14 protein-coding genes, 3 pseudogenes and 1 riboswitch are annotated in these 18,059 nt (G+C 38.0%); of the genes and pseudogenes, 1 reads left to right on the top strand and 16 read right to left on the bottom strand.

Features of this window, described 5'->3' with window-relative positions; translation table 11 throughout:
* Positions 1-142: 142 nt before the first annotated feature.
* Positions 143-249: riboswitch (SAM riboswitch) on the bottom strand.
* A gap of 81 nt (positions 250-330) precedes the next feature.
* The 7 genes from H4683_RS18560 to H4683_RS18530 form a co-directional block, all read right to left on the bottom strand.
* Positions 331-876 carry a DUF420 domain-containing protein gene (locus tag H4683_RS18560; protein WP_192600326.1) on the bottom strand — a complete coding sequence of 182 codons (546 nt, stop codon included), beginning with the start codon at positions 874-876 and terminating at the stop codon, positions 331-333.
* A 198-nt stretch (positions 877-1,074) separates the two neighbouring features.
* Positions 1,075-2,610 (bottom strand): solute symporter family protein, encoded by a 1,536-nt coding sequence (locus H4683_RS18555; protein WP_192600325.1) that lies wholly within the window; start codon positions 2,608-2,610, stop codon positions 1,075-1,077.
* Positions 2,610-3,023: a DUF485 domain-containing protein gene (locus tag H4683_RS21575; RefSeq protein WP_225942220.1), complete on the bottom strand. Its 414-nt coding sequence runs from the start codon at positions 3,021-3,023 to the stop codon at positions 2,610-2,612. The genes H4683_RS18555 and H4683_RS21575 overlap by 1 nt, the downstream gene beginning before the upstream one ends.
* A gap of 279 nt (positions 3,024-3,302) precedes the next feature.
* A complete protein-coding gene (locus H4683_RS18545) occupies positions 3,303-4,070 on the bottom strand; it encodes an endonuclease/exonuclease/phosphatase family protein (protein WP_192600324.1) in 768 nt (255 codons plus the stop codon).
* The gene (locus H4683_RS18540; protein ID WP_225942219.1) at positions 4,051-4,620 is read right to left on the bottom strand and encodes a P-loop nucleotide/nucleoside kinase family protein; all 570 of its coding nucleotides are present in this window, start codon (positions 4,618-4,620) and stop codon (positions 4,051-4,053) included. Before H4683_RS18540 ends, H4683_RS18545 begins: the two co-directional genes overlap by 20 nt.
* Before the next feature lie 122 nt (positions 4,621-4,742).
* Positions 4,743-6,281 carry a plasmid pRiA4b ORF-3 family protein gene (locus H4683_RS18535; RefSeq protein WP_192600322.1) on the bottom strand — a complete coding sequence of 513 codons (1,539 nt, stop codon included), beginning with the start codon at positions 6,279-6,281 and terminating at the stop codon, positions 4,743-4,745.
* Positions 6,282-6,513: 232 nt separating this feature from the next.
* Positions 6,514-7,257: a DUF2161 domain-containing phosphodiesterase gene (locus H4683_RS18530; protein ID WP_192600321.1), complete on the bottom strand. Its 744-nt coding sequence runs from the start codon at positions 7,255-7,257 to the stop codon at positions 6,514-6,516.
* Positions 7,258-7,423: 166 nt separating this feature from the next.
* Here H4683_RS18530 and H4683_RS18525 point away from each other — a divergent pair, with 166 nt between their 5' ends.
* A complete protein-coding gene (locus H4683_RS18525) occupies positions 7,424-8,110 on the top strand; it encodes a YjjG family noncanonical pyrimidine nucleotidase (RefSeq protein WP_192600320.1) in 687 nt (228 codons plus the stop codon).
* 178 nt (positions 8,111-8,288) lie between these two features.
* On the opposite strand, the gene H4683_RS18520 is transcribed toward H4683_RS18525, so the two are convergent.
* The 9 genes and pseudogenes from H4683_RS18520 to H4683_RS18490 form a co-directional block, all read right to left on the bottom strand.
* Positions 8,289-9,083, bottom strand: a complete 795-nt coding sequence (locus H4683_RS18520) for a VLRF1 family aeRF1-type release factor (RefSeq protein ID WP_192600319.1) — start codon at positions 9,081-9,083, stop codon at positions 8,289-8,291.
* Positions 9,084-9,415: 332 nt separating this feature from the next.
* Positions 9,416-10,264, bottom strand: coding sequence for a YwqG family protein (locus H4683_RS18515; protein ID WP_192600318.1), 849 nt, complete (start codon positions 10,262-10,264; stop codon positions 9,416-9,418).
* Between the two features lie 297 nt (positions 10,265-10,561).
* Positions 10,562-10,897 (bottom strand): annotated as a pseudogene (locus tag H4683_RS22505) (PPC domain-containing protein); the annotation flags it as partial.
* Between the two features lie 36 nt (positions 10,898-10,933).
* Positions 10,934-11,161: pseudogene (locus tag H4683_RS22500) on the bottom strand (PKD domain-containing protein); the annotation flags it as partial.
* A gap of 9 nt (positions 11,162-11,170) precedes the next feature.
* A pseudogene (locus H4683_RS18510) lies at positions 11,171-13,759 on the bottom strand (collagenase); the annotation flags it as partial.
* 883 nt (positions 13,760-14,642) lie between these two features.
* On the bottom strand, positions 14,643-15,104 hold the full coding sequence (locus tag H4683_RS18505; protein WP_192600316.1) for a HEAT repeat domain-containing protein: 462 nt from the start codon (positions 15,102-15,104) through the stop codon (positions 14,643-14,645).
* Between the two features lie 371 nt (positions 15,105-15,475).
* Positions 15,476-16,804: an MATE family efflux transporter gene (locus tag H4683_RS18500; RefSeq protein WP_192600315.1), complete on the bottom strand. Its 1,329-nt coding sequence runs from the start codon at positions 16,802-16,804 to the stop codon at positions 15,476-15,478.
* Between the two features lie 79 nt (positions 16,805-16,883).
* Positions 16,884-17,438 (bottom strand): TetR/AcrR family transcriptional regulator, encoded by a 555-nt coding sequence (locus H4683_RS18495; protein ID WP_192600314.1) that lies wholly within the window; start codon positions 17,436-17,438, stop codon positions 16,884-16,886.
* A 134-nt stretch (positions 17,439-17,572) separates the two neighbouring features.
* Positions 17,573-18,055 carry a helical membrane plugin domain-containing protein gene (locus H4683_RS18490; RefSeq protein ID WP_192600313.1) on the bottom strand — a complete coding sequence of 161 codons (483 nt, stop codon included), beginning with the start codon at positions 18,053-18,055 and terminating at the stop codon, positions 17,573-17,575.
* Between the last annotated feature and the right edge of the window lie 4 nt (positions 18,056-18,059).

Here is an 18,059-nt window from a genome sequence, read left to right as displayed (position 1 = left end):
GGACACCCTTGCCTTCTGCTAACAGTTCCTACTGCCAAGCCTGTAGTGGACTTTCACCACCTAGCGATTACCCATGCCGGGCACACAATAAAAAAGAGCCCTCTTCAATAAAGAAGAAGGCCCTTAATATAAATAAGGTTTCTTCTCATCTTCCAAGTTGTCTTCCAACTTGATGGATTTAGCACCGTCCTGTAAACAGGGGTTGCTGAAGCGTCATAGGGCCAGTCCCTCGACTTCTCTAGATAAGAATTACATTTGCTATTTGATTTCCATTAGTATTACACAGCATAAAAAATTTTGCAAGCTATTTATTTTCAAAAAATAAACTATTCAATAATAAGGACGTATCATCACATAAACCAATACACCTGTAAAACTGACGTATAACCAAATTGGCATGGTCCAGCGAGCGATTTTCTTATGACGTTCATTCTCCATATTCCAAGCACGCGTTACAGTCGTAAGTACCAATGGAACAATTGCCGCCGCAAGAACGATATGCGTAATTAAAACAAAATAATACAATCCCGCTAGGTAGCCATCTCCACCATATGGCGTCGAAGGTGCTAAGTAATGAAAAGCAACGTAAGACACAAGAAAAAGTGATGTCGTAACTAACGCTGCATAAATAAAGCCGCGATGGACCGTGATGTTTCGTTTTAAAATGGCTATAAGGGCAGCCACCAAGAATATAAATGTGAAACTGTTAAAGATGGCATTCATAAGCGGTAGAATCGTCACATCAAACGCATCAAAATCCTTCACGCCCTGCATTCCTGAAAGAACAGCTATCGCACCGATTAAGATGACTGATAACGTAATAATCATTGGTTTGTAATTGCGTTTTTTGAAAGGTTTACTTGTTTTTGAACTCATAAAAATCAAACACTCCATTACTGTTTTGTGATTTCCTACTTGAATAGTCTATCACACTAATTATTTTTCGACTGTTTTTGTGCCTGAGTTCATTATTTTGTGAAAGAATCAGTTAGTGGTGTTTTAACCACGAAAAAGGCCCAGTTTACGAACCAGGTTCCCCTGCTTCGTAAATCGGAACCCTATTCACGCAGTCAATTAAAGCTGTCTGAAACCACCTGTATTCGCTCTTACTTTGACTTCCGAAAATTTCTTATGATCCCTTTCCTTCGTGACCATTGAACCAATCCACCCACCTAAAAAGCCGAGTGGAACAGAAACCAGTGCAGGATTTGTTAACGGAAAGATTGGATTTCCTGTTAGAATTGCGGCACCCGCTACAGGATTCATGACGCTTGGACTAATAGAAACAAGAACAAGCGCTGAAATAAGGCCCGTCATAATTGCGGTGACCGCTCCTGTTGTATTGAAGTTCTTCCAAAATATCGTATAGACGATAACAGGCAAGTTTGCACTGGCCGCAATACAGAATGCAAGTGACACAAGGAACGCGACATTCATCGTCTGAGCAAATATTGCAAGAATAATAGAGAATACGGATACACCGATTGATGCATAACGCGCGGCAAGCATTTGCTGCTTTTCCGTAGCTTTCCCCTTTTTAATGATTTCACCGTAGATATCATGTGCAAAAGCAGAGGCACCCGTTAAAACCAAACCGGCGACAACAGCAAGGATGGTCGCGAAAGCAACTGCTGAAACGAATGACATGAGCAAATCTCCGCCAAGTGCCTGTGCGAGCAATGGAGCGGCCATGTTACCAGCAGGGTTTGTAGCGATGATTAGATCTGATCCTACAAAGGCGGCTGCCCCTAATCCTAAGAAGATGGTCATGACATAGAAAATACCGACAATCCATGTAGCCCACATAACCGAGCTTCTGGCTGTTTTCGCATCTTTGACGGTAAAGAAACGCATAAGAATATGCGGCAATCCTGCGGTCCCTAATACCAACGCAATCATAAGGGACATCGTATCGAGCGGCATTTTGTATTTGACGCCAGGATTCAGGTAATCTGCCCCATGTGGCGTAGCCGTTTTCATATGGGTAAACATTTCCATGATATTAAAGTTGAATTTCTGTAAAACCAAAAATGAGATAATAGCTGTCCCCGCCATAAGAAGGATTGCTTTGATGATTTGTACCCAACTTGTTGCGGTCATTCCGCCAAACAGGACGTAAATCGTCATCATGATTCCCACAAGTAACACAGCTAGTATATAATCGATGCCAAATAAAAGTTGTATCAATGCCCCTGCCCCTACGAGTTGGGCAATCATATAGAAAATGACGATTGTGATTGAACTAAGAGCGGCCGCCCCACGAACCTTCTTCGCATCAAATCGCGAATTGATCATATCCGCAAGGGTGAACTTCCCAAGATTCCGTAATGGTTCTGCAACGATGAATAATACGACTAAATAGGCAACCAAGTAGCCAATGGAGAATAGAAATCCATCGAACCCATATAAGGCGATTGCACCTGCGATTCCTAGGAACGAAGCGGCTGAAAGGTAATCACCTGCTATCGCCATCCCATTTTGCCAACCCGTCAAGCCTCCTCCTGCTGTATAAAAATCACTAGCAGAATTCGTCTTTTTTGCAGCATAATATGTAATCACAAGGGTCATTCCCACTATGATTAAAAATAATACGATGACTGTTCCATTCATCAGCTAACCTCCTCATCATAATCGAATTCTTTCAGCGTTTCATCAGCCATCCTGTCAAACTGGGCCGCCTTCTTCATGTATACGGTTACAAGAGTCCATGTCATGATGAACAGTCCAAACGCAAAAAACCATACCCATGCAATATCTCCCATGAAAGTTACATTCAGTAGATTCGTATAGGAGATTACTAGATTAAAAACGATATAAACCGACAAAAATAGGATCGTCGATGAAATTAAAAAACCTTTCTTCCTCCGCATCAGCTCTTTAAACCCCGCAGAATTCTCAATCGCTTCAAAATCAGGAGTTCCTCCATGCGTATCCTTTCCTACCGTAAATTCACTTGCCCCCTTTTCTCTTTCCGCTTCAACAATAGTCCCCCTTGGTTCCTTTTCTATAATGGATTTCCCCAAACCCAACACCCCTTTGTATAATTTTCACTTTCTGAATCTACTAACAATTAAATCATTCGTGAAATAGTAAGTCAATCACAAAAATGAAAAACGACAATATTCCCCTTAAACTCCTATTATTCGACAAAAAAATCTTTCAATTCTTACGATTATGAGCATGAATAACCAACCCATTGTCTTGAACTACCCCCACTTTCACTTCGTTTAGAAGTGGGAGTCTTCTGTAGGGAAATGATAAAAAAGACGCAACAGCAACAACCGCTGTGCGTCTTTTTAAAATTACAATTTCTTTTCGAAACTCAAATCAACATATACCCCATAATGGTCACTTGGCAGTATTTGATGAATCGTGGTTGGATTATTAGCGAATAACTCGATCTTTGTAAGTTTTGGTTCTTGTTTAGGATAACACGCCTTAACTAATAGCCAATCATAACGAATTGGAACTCGTATATCATTCAATCTATCTCTATTATGTAGCCAACTATTGTTTACAAAGTCTAACGTTGGAGAATTTAGAGACTGCCCTAAATCAACCCAACTTGTATCAATTGCATTAATAGATAATTCTCCCACTAAAAAATTGTAAATGCTCGATCTATTAGGGGCACTGTTAAAATCACCACAGAGCAATTCATAGTCAGTATGATTACTCTCGGAATTCCATTTTATCACTTCAACTATTTCCTTTTCCCTATTAGCAACACTTTTCCAATCTAGATGTACATTGGTTAAACCGAGAGTAAATCCTTTTATAGCAACTGTAACCCTTTGTGCACATTGATTTAAAATGTCATTTGTTTTGTTAATGGTTTCTAGTGGGTGTTTTGATAGTATTGCAAGTCCCTCTTCGTCATCCAAGTATGACATGAAAGAGTAATGTTTCATACCTACGTCTTTTACTATTAACTCAAGTTCTTGGAGATTTGGTACCTCTTGAAGCGCGATTATATCAGCATCTATTCTTATAATTTCATCAATAATAACTTTTTTTCTACTGTTCCATGTATCCTCATTATTCCAAATATTAAATGTTGCTAGTCTCAACCAACTCACAACCTTTTATTCTAAATTTTGCATTAGAAATAATCTCATCAATTATATACTCATTCTCACTTTTTGTTCCTTCAGTTGTGCTTAAGAGATACTTTTCATCTAAACCTGATTTCTTGAATTCATCAGCCAATAGTAAGCAACGTTCACCCATTCTATGCTCTCGTAGTCTCTTGCTATCTCTCTCGATTAAAGTATCTTGATCAGCCCATAAAACGACATATACAACTCTTACATTTGAATTTCTCAAATTATCGTACAACCATATAGCCTGGTGTGGGAATGTAACATAATCCACTACAACATCATTTCCATACCAAAGAAAGTTTTTGGTAAGACTTAAAATATTATCCCAAATCAAAGAAGTTTCTTCCTCGCTTTCCCATGGATTTTTTCGTCCAATAACGTGCATATGGCTAATATCATCACCTGAAATATAAGCACAAGCACTTAACTTCTTTACAAGTTCTTTAGAAGTAGTTGTCTTACCAACTCCTGCTGGTCCAGATAATATATATACAGTTCTTCCTTGGTTGTTCTCCAAAGTTAGTCCCCCGCTTACTGTCAATTATTTCGATGAGACGCTAATCTTTTCAAACAATTATGCACCTGCCTAAAGATTTCACTGAAAACGTTCCAATCTGAATCATCTTATTCGAACGCTACTCAACCTTTCATCTCACTCAAAAACCTTTTCAACTGCTCTATATGCTGTAGTTGTGTTACTTCCATGGAAGCCACTTTAAGCTCTTTGAGTAAAGGAGCAAGAGATGATGCCACCTGACTAGTTACCCATACTTCCCTTGGCCTAAATCCACACTTCTCAATAAACTGAATGAAACCTTTTTGTACATTTTCAACAGCAAAGCTACTTTCGAAAATTTCTTGAAACAACGCCTCTCCAGTTTTATGATTCATCGCAACAGCCATCATTGGGAAGAATGGGCGCTCATCCTTCTCAACTTGAACAGGCATATCTAAATGAAAAACATCAAATTCAATCACTGCATTAAGACGCTCCTGTTTTTGTGCTCTCTTCACATCCAATTCAGAAATGACTAATTTAGATTCCGCAATCTTTTTATGATTTACTGGAATCTGAATAAGTTTGTCTTCCCATCCAATCGTTTTTCCATTTCCTTTTGGAACACGGGCAATAAAGACAGCGTCATCTCCACTTCCAAAAACAGGAATATTCAACCCTTGCTTCATATGTTTGCATATCACGATTGCTTGCTCGATGACAATCGACAGAAGTCTCGCCTCTTCTTCATCCATTAACCACGGATAACTTCCCGGTACAAAACTCCGGAATTGAATCCATTGTTTCTTACCCCTGAAGGTCAAATTATGCTTTTTAATAAGGTCATAATCTAGGCTTTCCAATCCATCACGATCTACGAATGACAGCAGCAAACTTCTTTGATGAAAGAACAGCTCCATGGCTGATTTCGTTCCTGCTAATGTATCCCTTAATGTCTGTAACCCTTCATCGCCAATATACACTGCCATACCAAATTCTTCTCCGCCTCCACCGAGCACACTGCAAAACAAATTTTCTCCACTTACAGGATCCGTGACAACAAAAATTTGATTATCATCAAGGCTGTTCCACGGTTTCATTGCGTTCAATTCCTTCGCTTGGGCAAACAACTCTTTCCAATCAAATGAATCGCTATGTTCATCAGTCACCACTGTTGTCAAAGGGGAAAGCACCCTATTTACTTCTTCCGTTAATGCTCGCCAATTGACTTCTTCAATCTGCTCCTCGTAGCCCATCCAACCGCTATCCTCTTCGGGTGTCAACTGCATCGCTTTAACACAGTTTGGGTAATATTCTCCTGGTACTTTCGAAAGGATTTTTTCAAGGACGATTTCATGTTCCCAATTATCGCCAAAATCATACGTATAGACAATACGATCCTTTTCTTTTACGAACCAATTGGCTAGTATTTCCTTGCTTTCATCATAGTTGACTAATGAAAATAGATAGTTCTCATTCATTGTCGGACCGATTTCCACATTATCTATTGTTTTTCCATCCCTTCTCTTCACAGAAAACGAATGCAAATGTGAATCCTCCCATTCAAATGCCGTTTGCAGGACTTCATGCATATCATGAAAAGTCGTCATACTATCGACTTGTAGCCTTCTCCAAACCGGAGGACTCATATGTTTTAGTTGTACTTTAAATTGAAAAATCATGTACTCACCTCTGAATTTATTTTCTTTTATTGTAGCAGTTTGGACGATAAAACACACATGATTTCATAGTTTCTCGTTACTGCAAATAATTATCCCTAATCATAAAACTATATATGTTGAACTATTGAAAGTGACCTGTCAATCCAGCGAAGACGCCCTTCAAGAGTTAGCCGGAGCCATAAGACTGGCGGCATACACTAACGCCGAAACGTTATTTAGTGGAATCATTTGTTCAATCTATATAGCTAGAGGAATCCATCATTGATTGGATATAAAAATCAGCAATTTGTGGGTTTTCCTTAAACTCGTTTACGCCTTTTTCGGTAATGCCATACACGCCTCTTCGAATTTTTTCAAACCAGCCATTGTAATTTTTAGTTAGAATGGCTAAAGTCTTTTCTCCTGTCCCCATTTGCCGTAGGGATTTAGGCGTTAATGGACCAAAGTGCTCTAAACAGCAGGCGATGTGAATACAATTTTCTTTATATGCCGTCATAATCTTTGTTTGCGTACTTCCACCAACATTGTAATTCCCCTGTCTTCCCTCAATCTCCGTAAAAATTCCGTTTCGTTTCTTAGTACTTTGCCTCCTGCTTTTATTTTTATCAAAGGGTCCTGGCTCATGAATGATTTTCATTTCAGTATCGTCTTCTCGGAATGACACGGTAATTAGACCGAGCTCCAGTCTTCGCATCAGATGACAAATGTCTTTCCATTTTTTAGAACGCAGACTGTACGCAGGTGTGGGTATCGCAATATAGACGAATTCAGTTAATCGCTGTCTTTTGGTTGCCTGTATAAGAAGCTCAACATTTAATGTAAGTTTTAGCTCAACGATGAGTAGTTCATCGCCTTTTAAAGCCGCTAGATCACAATGATTAACCTCGCCATGAACGTTGTAACCTTGTTTTGTGAAATAGTGTTCAATCGGTTCATATAAATCGACTTCATGTCGTTTAGTCTTTTCTTTTCCCATATTATCACATCACTCTTTTTCTACTTGTTTACCAACTTACCTTCAATACTATCAATAATTTCAGAAATTTGGTATGCCTGTTTGATTGACACACTGTAAATCGAACGTTATTCTGATTGAATACGTGAAAGGTATTAAATTTATGTTTAAAGAGGATGAGAAACTTATGAAATATGATGTATTATTATTTGATTTAGATGACACGTTACTTGATTTTAGTCTAACGGAGAAACATGCTCTTTCAAATACATTTCAAACGTTTGGTTTGCCGAATGGATTTAATGAATACATAACAAGTTACAAGGCAATTAGTAAAATGTTATGGGATGATTTAGAGCAAGGTCGCACAACTTTAGCAGAGCTTAAAGTAGAGCGATTCAAACGCTTATTTTTACAACACGAGCTTACTATGGATGCAGAATTTTTTGGACACACGTATCTTGAGAATTTAGGAAAAGAAGTCCATATAATTGATGGGGTAGAAGAAATGATTGCGGGACTTTCAGACTATAGACTAGCGTTGCTGACGAATGGGTTTAATGATGTACAACACGCCAGAATGAATCGGTCAATTTTCTCGAATTCGTTCGAGGCGATTATTACTTCAGAAGAAGCAGGAACCCAAAAACCACAGGTAGCGATTTTTGACTATACTTTCGAAAAACTACAAATCTCCGATAAATCCCGTGTTCTAATGATTGGTGATTCCCTCACTTCGGATATTCAGGGTGGCACTAACTATGGAATCGATACATGTTGGTTTAATCCGCAGATGAAGAAAAATGTGACTGCCATTCAACCGACATATAAGATTCATGCATGGGCTGACTTTATTTCGGATGTTTTATTGTGAAAATGGTAGACATCCGATAACTTCTTCATGAAATATAAAAAACACCTACATAGAACTTTACCCGTTCTATGTAGGGCCTGTATTTTTTAATGAACATTCATACCAATAATTCTTACCGCTTTATCGATAGGATTTTCAAATATCGAATCTAATGAATTCGGATAACACCTACCCATCTTCATTTCTCAAAAACCTGGTGAAGAACGTCTTTCGATTTGCTGTTATTCAGGTTTTTATGAATGCAGCTTGCTGGTTTTTCTTGTAAAGTTTCAGCGAAAGCGTTTGCTAATTCGGCTTCGCCTGCCACATGGATCTCTCTCCAACCACATTCTTTCTTCAATCGTTCAACTATCTCACCCATCCCTTTATAAAATCTACTTAGGTTTTCTTTCAATCGCGGTTCTAAAGCATCTACTTTACTGCTTCCTATTCCGTTATGATTGCCAGAATCCGCTTTTTTCCGTTTCCCCCATCCTTGAAGGTTTGGGTCAAAACTATAAGTAAGTTCATCATTAACGAACCCCATTGCTGTATCCAATATCCGTACTTCTCCAAAGCTTGGTAAGATAATACCGGCTTCGGGATATGCTTTGTACATATATTCCATCTCTTCAACCACTGGATGGTTTTCCCAATGGAAGCTCGTTTTCACATGCACTTGTACATAGTGAACTGACCATAAAACTGGATTTTCTGAAGTGAAAATAACGACTCCTTTATGCAAATCATTTTGATTATCTTCAATTTCTTCAACTACCCTTTTCTCAACTTCTTTAAAAGCTTTCATTTCATTTTCATCTTTTGAAGCTGTTATATACTCATTAATTCGCTTTAAACCACTTTTCAAATGAATCTTCCATGCACCTTTTAACTGATCTGGATCAGCAGGATTAGTGTTTAAATACACACTTAAAACACAGCGGTCATTACATTGAAATTCTTTGAGGGTCTGAAGTTCTTTGCTTAACGACATAAATTATTTAGCCTCCTTAATTTTTGGATTGTTATTAGCATACCCACGCACGGTCAGTCTATAACGAAACCTTAATTAAACGAGACAAGTTAGGCATTTGTTGTTGACCATGGTGAGATTACATAAAAAGAACATCTTGATACCCAAAAAGGCAAGTAGATAAATACAAATGACAGAATAGTCGCTAAGAAAACGCGAGAAATATTCAATACTCCTTGAAGAATTTTAGGAATAACGTTTAAATTAAAGGTGAATTTCTTTCATCCTTCCATTCTAAAGTTAGCCCATTTCACTGCATCTCTAAATAGAGTACCCACAATATACTATTCAAATCATGAGCATTGTAACGTAAATTTTGTCCGATCGAACCTTTTTTCAGCAAGGTCTTTTTTATTGATACAAAAATAAAGCATCCCACAATCTCCCCACATGACCTCCAAATCATCGTCGCTATCCATTTGAAACAATAAAACCATCTCATCGCTTTTATCCATAATTTCCTTTGAATCCCAGTCTAGTTTTTCTTCGTTTGCATAATAAATGATTTCTTCAAACACGTCATTTTGTACGTTGAAAGGTTCACCCAGCATATAATGCATCGAATCAGACGATATTTCGTCATTTTCCGAACCAGCAACCATTTGCATGTTACTGTCCCTGAATTCGAAGTAACGTTCCCTTTCATTATCATCCAACTCAATCCCTTTAGGATCCTCCGGAAAAGTCCAAATGTCCTTAAATTCAATCTTGAACACAGGCAAAGGAGAGTAATCTTCCGTTTTTTCGGGATAAGAAGTTCTTTTCAGCCCGTTTGAATTTCCTTCGAAATAAAGAACTTTAAAACCATCTTTCTCTTCCTTTTCCATACCCCAGGGTTGTTCGATTACATCGTAAAAAAAATACAAGATGCCGGTTTTAGGCAATTCATTATTCTTATCATAAAACGTTACTTCTTCCAGATTAACCTGTCCCAAAAAAGATAAATAGCGTTCCTGAAGTTTCGGGAACGAGAAATGAGATGGTAAATCCGGCAATCCTCCAAATTTGGAACTGCCAATTAAAATTTCTTGTTCTTTTACAAACTCCTTTTTCATTCCAATCGATGAAGCTGCGACCTTTACTAATTCTTCTTGTTTATGTTGAAGACTATATTTCTCCAAAAGTAGGTTCAATGTTTGCATGACGTTCATCCTTTCGAAAGTAAACTCTTTTTTATTCCAGTTTACCACAGTTCTCACAAAAAGGGAATACACGTTCTTTCTAAGTGTTAATTCGTCTTGCATCTACGCTCTATTTAGAGGGAAAATCAAATCCGCCGGAGGCTTTAACTTAATTCAGCAGGAGCTTGAATCCCTGCCTAATTACATATATGATTCCAATTATTCCCAATATTTATTGAAGTGGGAGACTTCTGCTATATGAAATTAAATAACAGGCTGTCATGGATTATGACAGCCTGTTACCTTTATCGATAAATATTATTGAACTTCAACCGTATAATCTCCAGATCCTCCAGAATATTTATAAACGACTAAATAATATTTTCCAGGGTAATGAACCTGATAATTACCGACTAATTTATTTCCAACTTGTTGTGGATAAGCAAGGTAATTATTTGGATCTGTTTCATAATACAAGCCCCAACTCATTCCAATACTCTGTTCATTCATTACAGTGATTTGTAAATTACTAGCTTTCGTTACGTCAATTTCAAATACATCAGTGTAATCATTATTACTCAAATTACCTCGCAAAGTTTTGTTTAGCTGTAATTTATTTGCTGTTTCAAAAGAATTGTTTGGTTCGGATTCTATATACGTACCACCTTCGTCAGCTTGAACTGTTACATTTGAAGAAGCTGTCCCTGTTGCACCCTTATCATCCGTCACCGTTAATTTTACAGTATACGTTCCTTTTTCCGTATAAATATGAGATGGATTTTGTTCCATACTTGTCTGCCCATCACCAAACTCCCATTTATACGAGACAATTTGACCATCTACATCAGCTGAACCTTCACTTGTAAATGAAATTGCTTCATTCATTTTTCCAGTTTCAGGTCCATTAATGACCGCAACTGGTGCTTTATTGACTTCTCCCTCTTGAACTGTAACATTTTTAGAAACTGTTCCAGTTGCGCCCTTATCATCCGTCACCGTTAATTTTACAATATACGTTCCTTTTTCCGTATAGATGTGAGATGGATTTTGTTCCATACTTGTCTGCCCATCACCAAACTCCCATTTATACGAGATAATTTGACCATCTACATCAGCTGAGCCTTCACTCGTAAATGGAATTGCTTCATTTATTTTCCCTGTTTCAGGTCCATTAATGACCGCAACTGGTGCTTTATTGACGTTGCCATCATCTGTATTCACGCCATGAAAGGCAACGTCATAAACAAATTGACCCGCAGCATTCACACGATAATTAGTGAAGTAACCTGTTACTGTTTTATAGCCAGTCCATTCTTTCTGATCCAAACGAGTTAATATCTCATTTATCTTCCGATCCATTGCTGCCCAATCAGCATATTCTCCGATTGATGCTTTCCCTGTATAGCTTCCTTTTACAGAGAATGTTTTGAAAAACTGTGACCCTCTAGTTGCCACCTGGACATTCTCTAAGTTTGCGTCCGCAGTAATTTCGGCAGCGATCTCAGTGACCGCTTTAGGTGCATGTAGCGCTAAATAATCAGCAGATACATGAGGCACTATATAGTTGTTGTGATTATCAATCAGCATTTGCATATAGTTCTGGTACTCTGTATTTAAAGTCGTATCCGCACTCAGCGCAGAACGATACGCATCGTAGCCTGACACGTCATTTGCCCTTATTAAATCATGGACGCGATCATACATGTCGAACTTCTTATTGTACATATAGGATTGTAAAGCATAGGAATACTTGTAAAAATCGAAATTTCCATATTTCGCGTTAAGCACTTGAGGTACAGTTTGACGGTTTTCCGGGTTAGTAGATAATCCACCGACCATACTTTTTCTCGGTACAATGCTTTCCTTTCTTGTTGAACCGGCAAAAAGTTCAGCATTCCCCTCTTCGAACCAAGTGAGTCTTTCATTTGCGTAGATTGGCCCTTGTCCCCATAAACCAGGAACTTCATATCGTCCTTGTAAATAATGTGTAAACTCATGACGGAATAATTCTTCTAAACTATAGATACTTTCTGCTGGTGTTCGTTCATAAGTGAAAAATGTGCCAATTCCTTCAATATACATACCGCCGTTATCCGTGTCATACCCGTACAACTGATCATTATATTTATATTCTGCAGGGCTATTGTAGATAACCATCGTTAATACATCATCCACATTTCCACTTTCAAGCGGTGTATCCCTTCCGACCATTCGGAAAAATTGAGCTTCTACTTCTTTTGCTGCCCAGTACAGCTGTTTAACTTTTTCCTCGGTTACTTTATCACCTGTTTTAATAATGAAGGCTCCATCATCAAATGTATACTTATTTGGTAAAAACTTCGCTTTTCCCTCTTCAATAATTTGATCATAATCAATCACCTTGCCATTTGCATCTATTCCACCATAATTATAACTAATCTGATCCGCAGCAACTAGATATTGTGAACTTAAATACGGGTACATGCTCATAGCTTCTGTTATTACCTGTAACCCGATCGTAGGTGAAGTATGAAATTTCCCGAATTTACTTGTGTAGTATATTCCATTGTTTATTAGCCATCCGTTATCCTTTGTTATCGTGCCTAACAAGGCAAAACGACTTAATTCATCTACAAATCCATCTATTCCCCGATACCAAACTGTGTCCTTAGGCTGCTTGTTTGTATCAGCCAAATAAGTTTGAATATCATAGTTAATTCCTTTCATTAGGGAATGTACAGCACTACCTTTTGATCTTTCAACAATATAATTACTTAAACTATCATTGTATTGTTTTAATATAGGGGTTGCTAGTTTTACTATTTCAACGTTACTTGAACTATTTCCGATTAAAGCTCCGTATGCTGCAACAACTTTATCTTGTTCAGCCGTTCCAAGTTTGAAATTCAAATTTTTACCGATTGCTTTTAGAGCCGGTAGCGTCTTTTCATGATAAGTACGTGTACCTAATTCACTCAATTCTTGATGGTAAAATGCTAAATAGTAACCTGACCGTAACACTTCCACTAGCGTATCAATGCCTTTTGAATCATTTTTGGTAAAGGTTTTCCCCTTTTCTTCTAACGCATCAAGGATGGCTTGTACGCGGGTTGCATTTTTATAGAAAGCAAGACTATCATTATTGAATTTGAATAAATCTGTTACTTGATACCACTCAATTGTTGAAAGAAGTTCGACTAATTGTTGATGATTTAGTAGGTTTAAATCCGCCATTGTATACTCTTGCAATTTAGCCTGTTTCATGGACTTGGCTTGTTGTTCTACTTCTTCTATTGCGGGTGGTTTTACCGACCTGTCAGATAACTCCGTCCTTTTCTCATATGAATCAATTTCGTCAATGTAGGACGAATGCGCTAATTCTTGCATTGGCTGCTGCATACCAGCGGGTTCCATTTTCAACTCGTCCTTAAATGATTGTTCTGTATTTACATTTGCGAAGGTCTGTAATTGAAAGCTCCCAAGGGTAATCGCTAAAATACTGAGTACTTTAAATACCGGCTTAGTAAATTTCCACATATTATTCCTCACCTTCCTTTTTGTATTGGACACTAAACTAATTGGAATTGTGGTTACTCTATTCTAACTATTCTCACCAAAAATTGTTTGAGATTACTGAGAAAACTAAAGCATTCGTTTGAAAAACTTCAAAGTAAAATTCTTGTCAATTTTACTTGAAGATACGATAAGTCCTTGCTTACTTTCTTTGATAATACCTCCTTTCTCTAGTCTCTTCATTCACAACATATGGGAACCAACTTGGACAGGATGTGCTAACATCTCATTGAACACAGGACTATGGGCGCCATTAGTCGTGTTTATATACCGAGAAACTTTGCTTCCATGAATACGTTTGTAGACTTAGCATGCAAAATTCCTCCATCTCCAACGAAGATATACACCATTTAGTATTAGGTGACCTTTAACATTCTCCCGCCTAATAAATTCAAGTTGCAATAACCATGCCAATCCCTATAAAAAACTATCAACACCGAAAACTCTAACTATTAAAATAAGTAGGTGTGCCTTTTTCGGGATGACTGTATAAATTTTCATAATAATCGAAGTTTTAGTGTATAAAATTCTTTAATAGTGATAAAAAGTTTTATGATTTACTGATAGATGCCAGTAAATGAACAGGTAAGCATTGAGTAGCTAGTAGATTTCACAAAAGTACTGATTCGATTTATTTACGAATGGCGCACTATAGAAAAAGAGTATATGTTGCAGTAATCAAAAAAATAGCAGGTTAAGGAACGGCATAAAACCATTCCTTAACCTGCTATTTTTCAATGTATCCCGCATTAACGGGCAGTAAGACCCTCACTTCAAGGCTTAAGGATATCCGATAAAGAGTAAGTGGCAGATGAAGAAAATCCTCTTTGATTGAGTTTTCACTTAATTATTTACCTTTTTTCGTTTCCATAGTCTGCCATTTATTTTCAAGCCATTTATCAAAATCCGCGCCCTTATCTCCTTCATAGGTATCATACAAATCGAGTCGCATGTTTTTCAACTTCTCTCTGTATTCTTCAAATGTATGATCCCGAGGTAAACTTTTCTTAATGCGTAAGAATACTTTAGAGGCATCCTTGAGTAAATCAAATTTATTTTGCTCAGGCATTTGGACATCTTCCCCAAACTTTTTGAGGCTTTTGTATGCTGCCTCTTGTACTTTATAGACAGGATCATTGATCATTCTATGTGTCAGTACATCAATCGTCTGTTTATGTTTACATTGACCCAATTCTGCAACCGCATCCAATCGGACTCTCCAATTCGACATCCGGTTAGCGGCCTTCTTTAACTCCAAATAATTTGCTGGTAATTTACTTTTCTCTTCTTGATTGCTCAAACGGTTCATTCTCCTTTTTTCATTTCCCTTTTTAGAAAATGAAATTATGCAATCCATTAATGGAATTGCCTTCTACAAGTATTGTACCATCCATCACTGCCAAGGATACGATTTTTCTTCAAAGAGATGAGAAAGTGTGGCATTTCCAATTTGGGTTAACGTCATAAGGAAACGGGCCCCATTGTACTTGAAAAGTCCTTAAAATCTTGTTCAAACTAAAATAATCTTTAAAAGGTACGATTATTCAATAAGAATGGTCGAACCTCTTAAAGTCTCCGTGGAATTAGTTAAACGAAGAAATTCTCCAGGACTTCTTATATCGGCAGTCCCTTTGCTCTAGTGAATATCACCAATAATCCCTGTCTCACTAAATCCCCACCTTAACTGTTCAATTTTCTTTGATAATAAAACAACATAATAAGTACGATAAATTCCGACGCGGGAATTACGAGCCAGACACCTGTCAAACCGAATAGTGGCGGCATAATTGCAAGTAGAAGAAGTAAAATGATAATTCCTCTTGATGCAGTAATCCACGTTGCTATCCGAATTTGCCCGATGGATTGATAATACGTCATCATTACAAAGTTCGTTCCCATGAAAAGATAAGCTATGAAAAACAGCTTGATTCCCGGCGCCGCAAGAGTCATTACTTCTTCTGGGAAATCCCCGAACAAGTTTGCAATCGGCGCGGACGCGAATTGACCGATAAGAAAAAAGAGGATACCGGCGCCTACTGATGTCCCGATTGCCATTCGTACCGTTTTTTTCATTTTTTCTTCATTTTTCGCACCATAGTAGTAACTAATTAGCGGTTGAATCGCCGCCCCCATCCCTAAAAATAAGAGAAGCATCACACTATGTACATAATTCAAAATCGTGAATGCCGACACGCCGGCAGTTCCAGCAAAACGTTCAAATATGATATTATGCGAAATTGTAAAGACGGAAAACCCCACTTCTGAAAGAAAACTTGGGAATCCAATGACCAATAATAAAAGGAAGACCTTTCGTTCGAACTTAAAGCGGACGATACGCAAGTTGCTTTGCTTCTTAAAAAAGTGCGAGCTTAATATGATAATCCCAACAAATGCACCGATGATTGTCGCCGCAGCTGCACCTGTCACACCATAGTCTAAAATAAACAGAAATACATAATTCAACCCGATATTGACGAGTGACGTAGCAACAAGTGCAATCATAGATAAATTCGGTCCACCGTCATTTCTAACTAAAATACTGAATGCATTCTCAACCGTAAGAACAAATCCAAATAGTATCATGATATTCATATATCCTGAAACGAACGGAAACGTATCCGCATTAGCACCTAGCAAATACGCCAGTTGAGTCCTAAACAAAAAAGCAAAAAGACCAATAATTACTGTAAGAATAAATATAGAGATGATTGCATATGAAAAAATGATACGCGCTTCATCCGGTCGTTTTGCCCCCATCGCAAATGAATAGCGGGTTGCCGCACCAATTCCAATCCATAGCGACATCGCTAGAAATATCGTATAGATTGGTGTGGCAATACCGACTCCGGCAAGGGCGATCGACCCTAAACGGTTGCCTACCATAATCCCATCAATGACAATATTGATTGCCATTAGCAGCATTCCAACCACCGATGGAATCAGATATCTTACAAAAGCTTTTCCGACAGGCTCTCTATCCAAGCGATTTAATGTATTCTCTTCTTTCATAACCGTACCTCTTCCTTCTTTAAAAACATCGCTATGATTCCGATTTAATTCACTGGGGTAAAATAGCGATATTTCAGCTTTATTTCTCCTTCTTAATTCCGTTCAACAACATATCAACAATCGTCCCATATGTTTCCTTGACAGAAATGCTATGGTCAAAAAAGAACTGTCGATCGAGAGTTGCATTGATGGTTGTGATAATAAGCTTCATAAGTAAATCGATATTTCGGTCTACAATGACGCCCGTACGAATTCCTTCTTCCAGAAGTCCTTTCAAATCGTCCCACTGCTGAAACTCATGATTCACCCGTTCCCATTGCGCAGGATAGGATCGTTTTAATTGCTCTAAAATGCCAAGATCATAAAACTCATTGAATTTCGGTACTACAATAATCTCCTGATGAATCTTCTCTAAAAGTGTAAGCTCTGGATTATCGATAATACGGCGTGACTCTTCTTCGAACTCCCCTAACGTCCTATCAATAATCGAATCAAGAATTTCAACCTTGGATGAAAAATTTTCATATAGCGTACGCTTACTCATTCCCAACCGCCTTGCCAAGTCATCCATGGTGAACTTGATGCCATTACTACGGGTTTCTTCAATAAAGGCATTTATAATACGCGTCTTCAATTTGTGACCTCCCTCAAAAACTATAAAAACTATTTTAGTTTTTATAGTTTTAATTGTAATGCATCTCTACATGGTTGTCACTTATTAAACAAATAGAAAAACCACTTCAATGAGCAAAGTGGTTTTTCTTTAACCTATTCCCCGTCCAGCTCTTTACCCATCCCTTTCAAGAAATCAAGTCCAAACTTAATGGCACGATTAATATCAGGATCATTTAATGATTTCATCAACCCCAATAAGCTAACTTTATCATTATTCCCTCTATATAACTCCGCTTCATGCAGTCCGCTTTGGACACTTGCAGCGAGTTTTGCTGTTACAGCGGGATCAATTGCTGTGAGTACGCCCGTTGCGTTCATCACATTATTAATCAAATTAGTTATTGGTTCGCGCGACGCCTGATGAACGGCAATTCCTGCGATATCTTCTTTTGCTTTTACCATTGCCGCTACCGCATCAAGCACACCCGCATTATTCAATTCACCAGTAATTCCGAGAATTTTATTAAGTGATTGCTCCTGTTCGGCGATTAACGACTGCAATTCCAATATTCTTTCCTTTTGAACCTCTTCCGGTGTCCGCTCTTTCTCCTTAATAGAAGTAATAGGTGTTGCCATCGTA

This window comes from Sporosarcina limicola (genome assembly GCF_014873855.1).
GTDB classification, from domain to species: Bacteria; Bacillota; Bacilli; order Bacillales_A; family Planococcaceae; genus Sporosarcina; species Sporosarcina limicola.
This window is presented reverse-complemented; position numbering and strand designations above follow the sequence as displayed.

Coding starts and splice junctions, on each gene's coding strand:
- H4683_RS18505 (WP_192600316.1), bottom strand. CDS start 15,104: ATGAACCGTTTGAGCAATCAAGAAGAGAAAAGTAAATTACCAGCAAAT.
- H4683_RS18500 (WP_192600315.1), bottom strand. CDS start 16,804: ATGAAAGAAGAGAATACATTAAATCGCTTGGATAGAGAGCCTGTCGGA.
- H4683_RS18555 (WP_192600325.1), bottom strand. CDS start 2,610: ATGAATGGAACAGTCATCGTATTATTTTTAATCATAGTGGGAATGACC.
- H4683_RS18525 (WP_192600320.1), top strand. CDS start 7,424: ATGAAATATGATGTATTATTATTTGATTTAGATGACACGTTACTTGAT.
- H4683_RS18560 (WP_192600326.1), bottom strand. CDS start 876: ATGAGTTCAAAAACAAGTAAACCTTTCAAAAAACGCAATTACAAACCA.
- H4683_RS18490 (WP_192600313.1), bottom strand. CDS start 18,055: ATGGCAACACCTATTACTTCTATTAAGGAGAAAGAGCGGACACCGGAA.
- H4683_RS18535 (WP_192600322.1), bottom strand. CDS start 6,281: ATGATTTTTCAATTTAAAGTACAACTAAAACATATGAGTCCTCCGGTT.
- H4683_RS18530 (WP_192600321.1), bottom strand. CDS start 7,257: ATGGGAAAAGAAAAGACTAAACGACATGAAGTCGATTTATATGAACCG.
- H4683_RS18520 (WP_192600319.1), bottom strand. CDS start 9,083: ATGTCGTTAAGCAAAGAACTTCAGACCCTCAAAGAATTTCAATGTAAT.
- H4683_RS18515 (WP_192600318.1), bottom strand. CDS start 10,264: ATGCAAACATTGAACCTACTTTTGGAGAAATATAGTCTTCAACATAAA.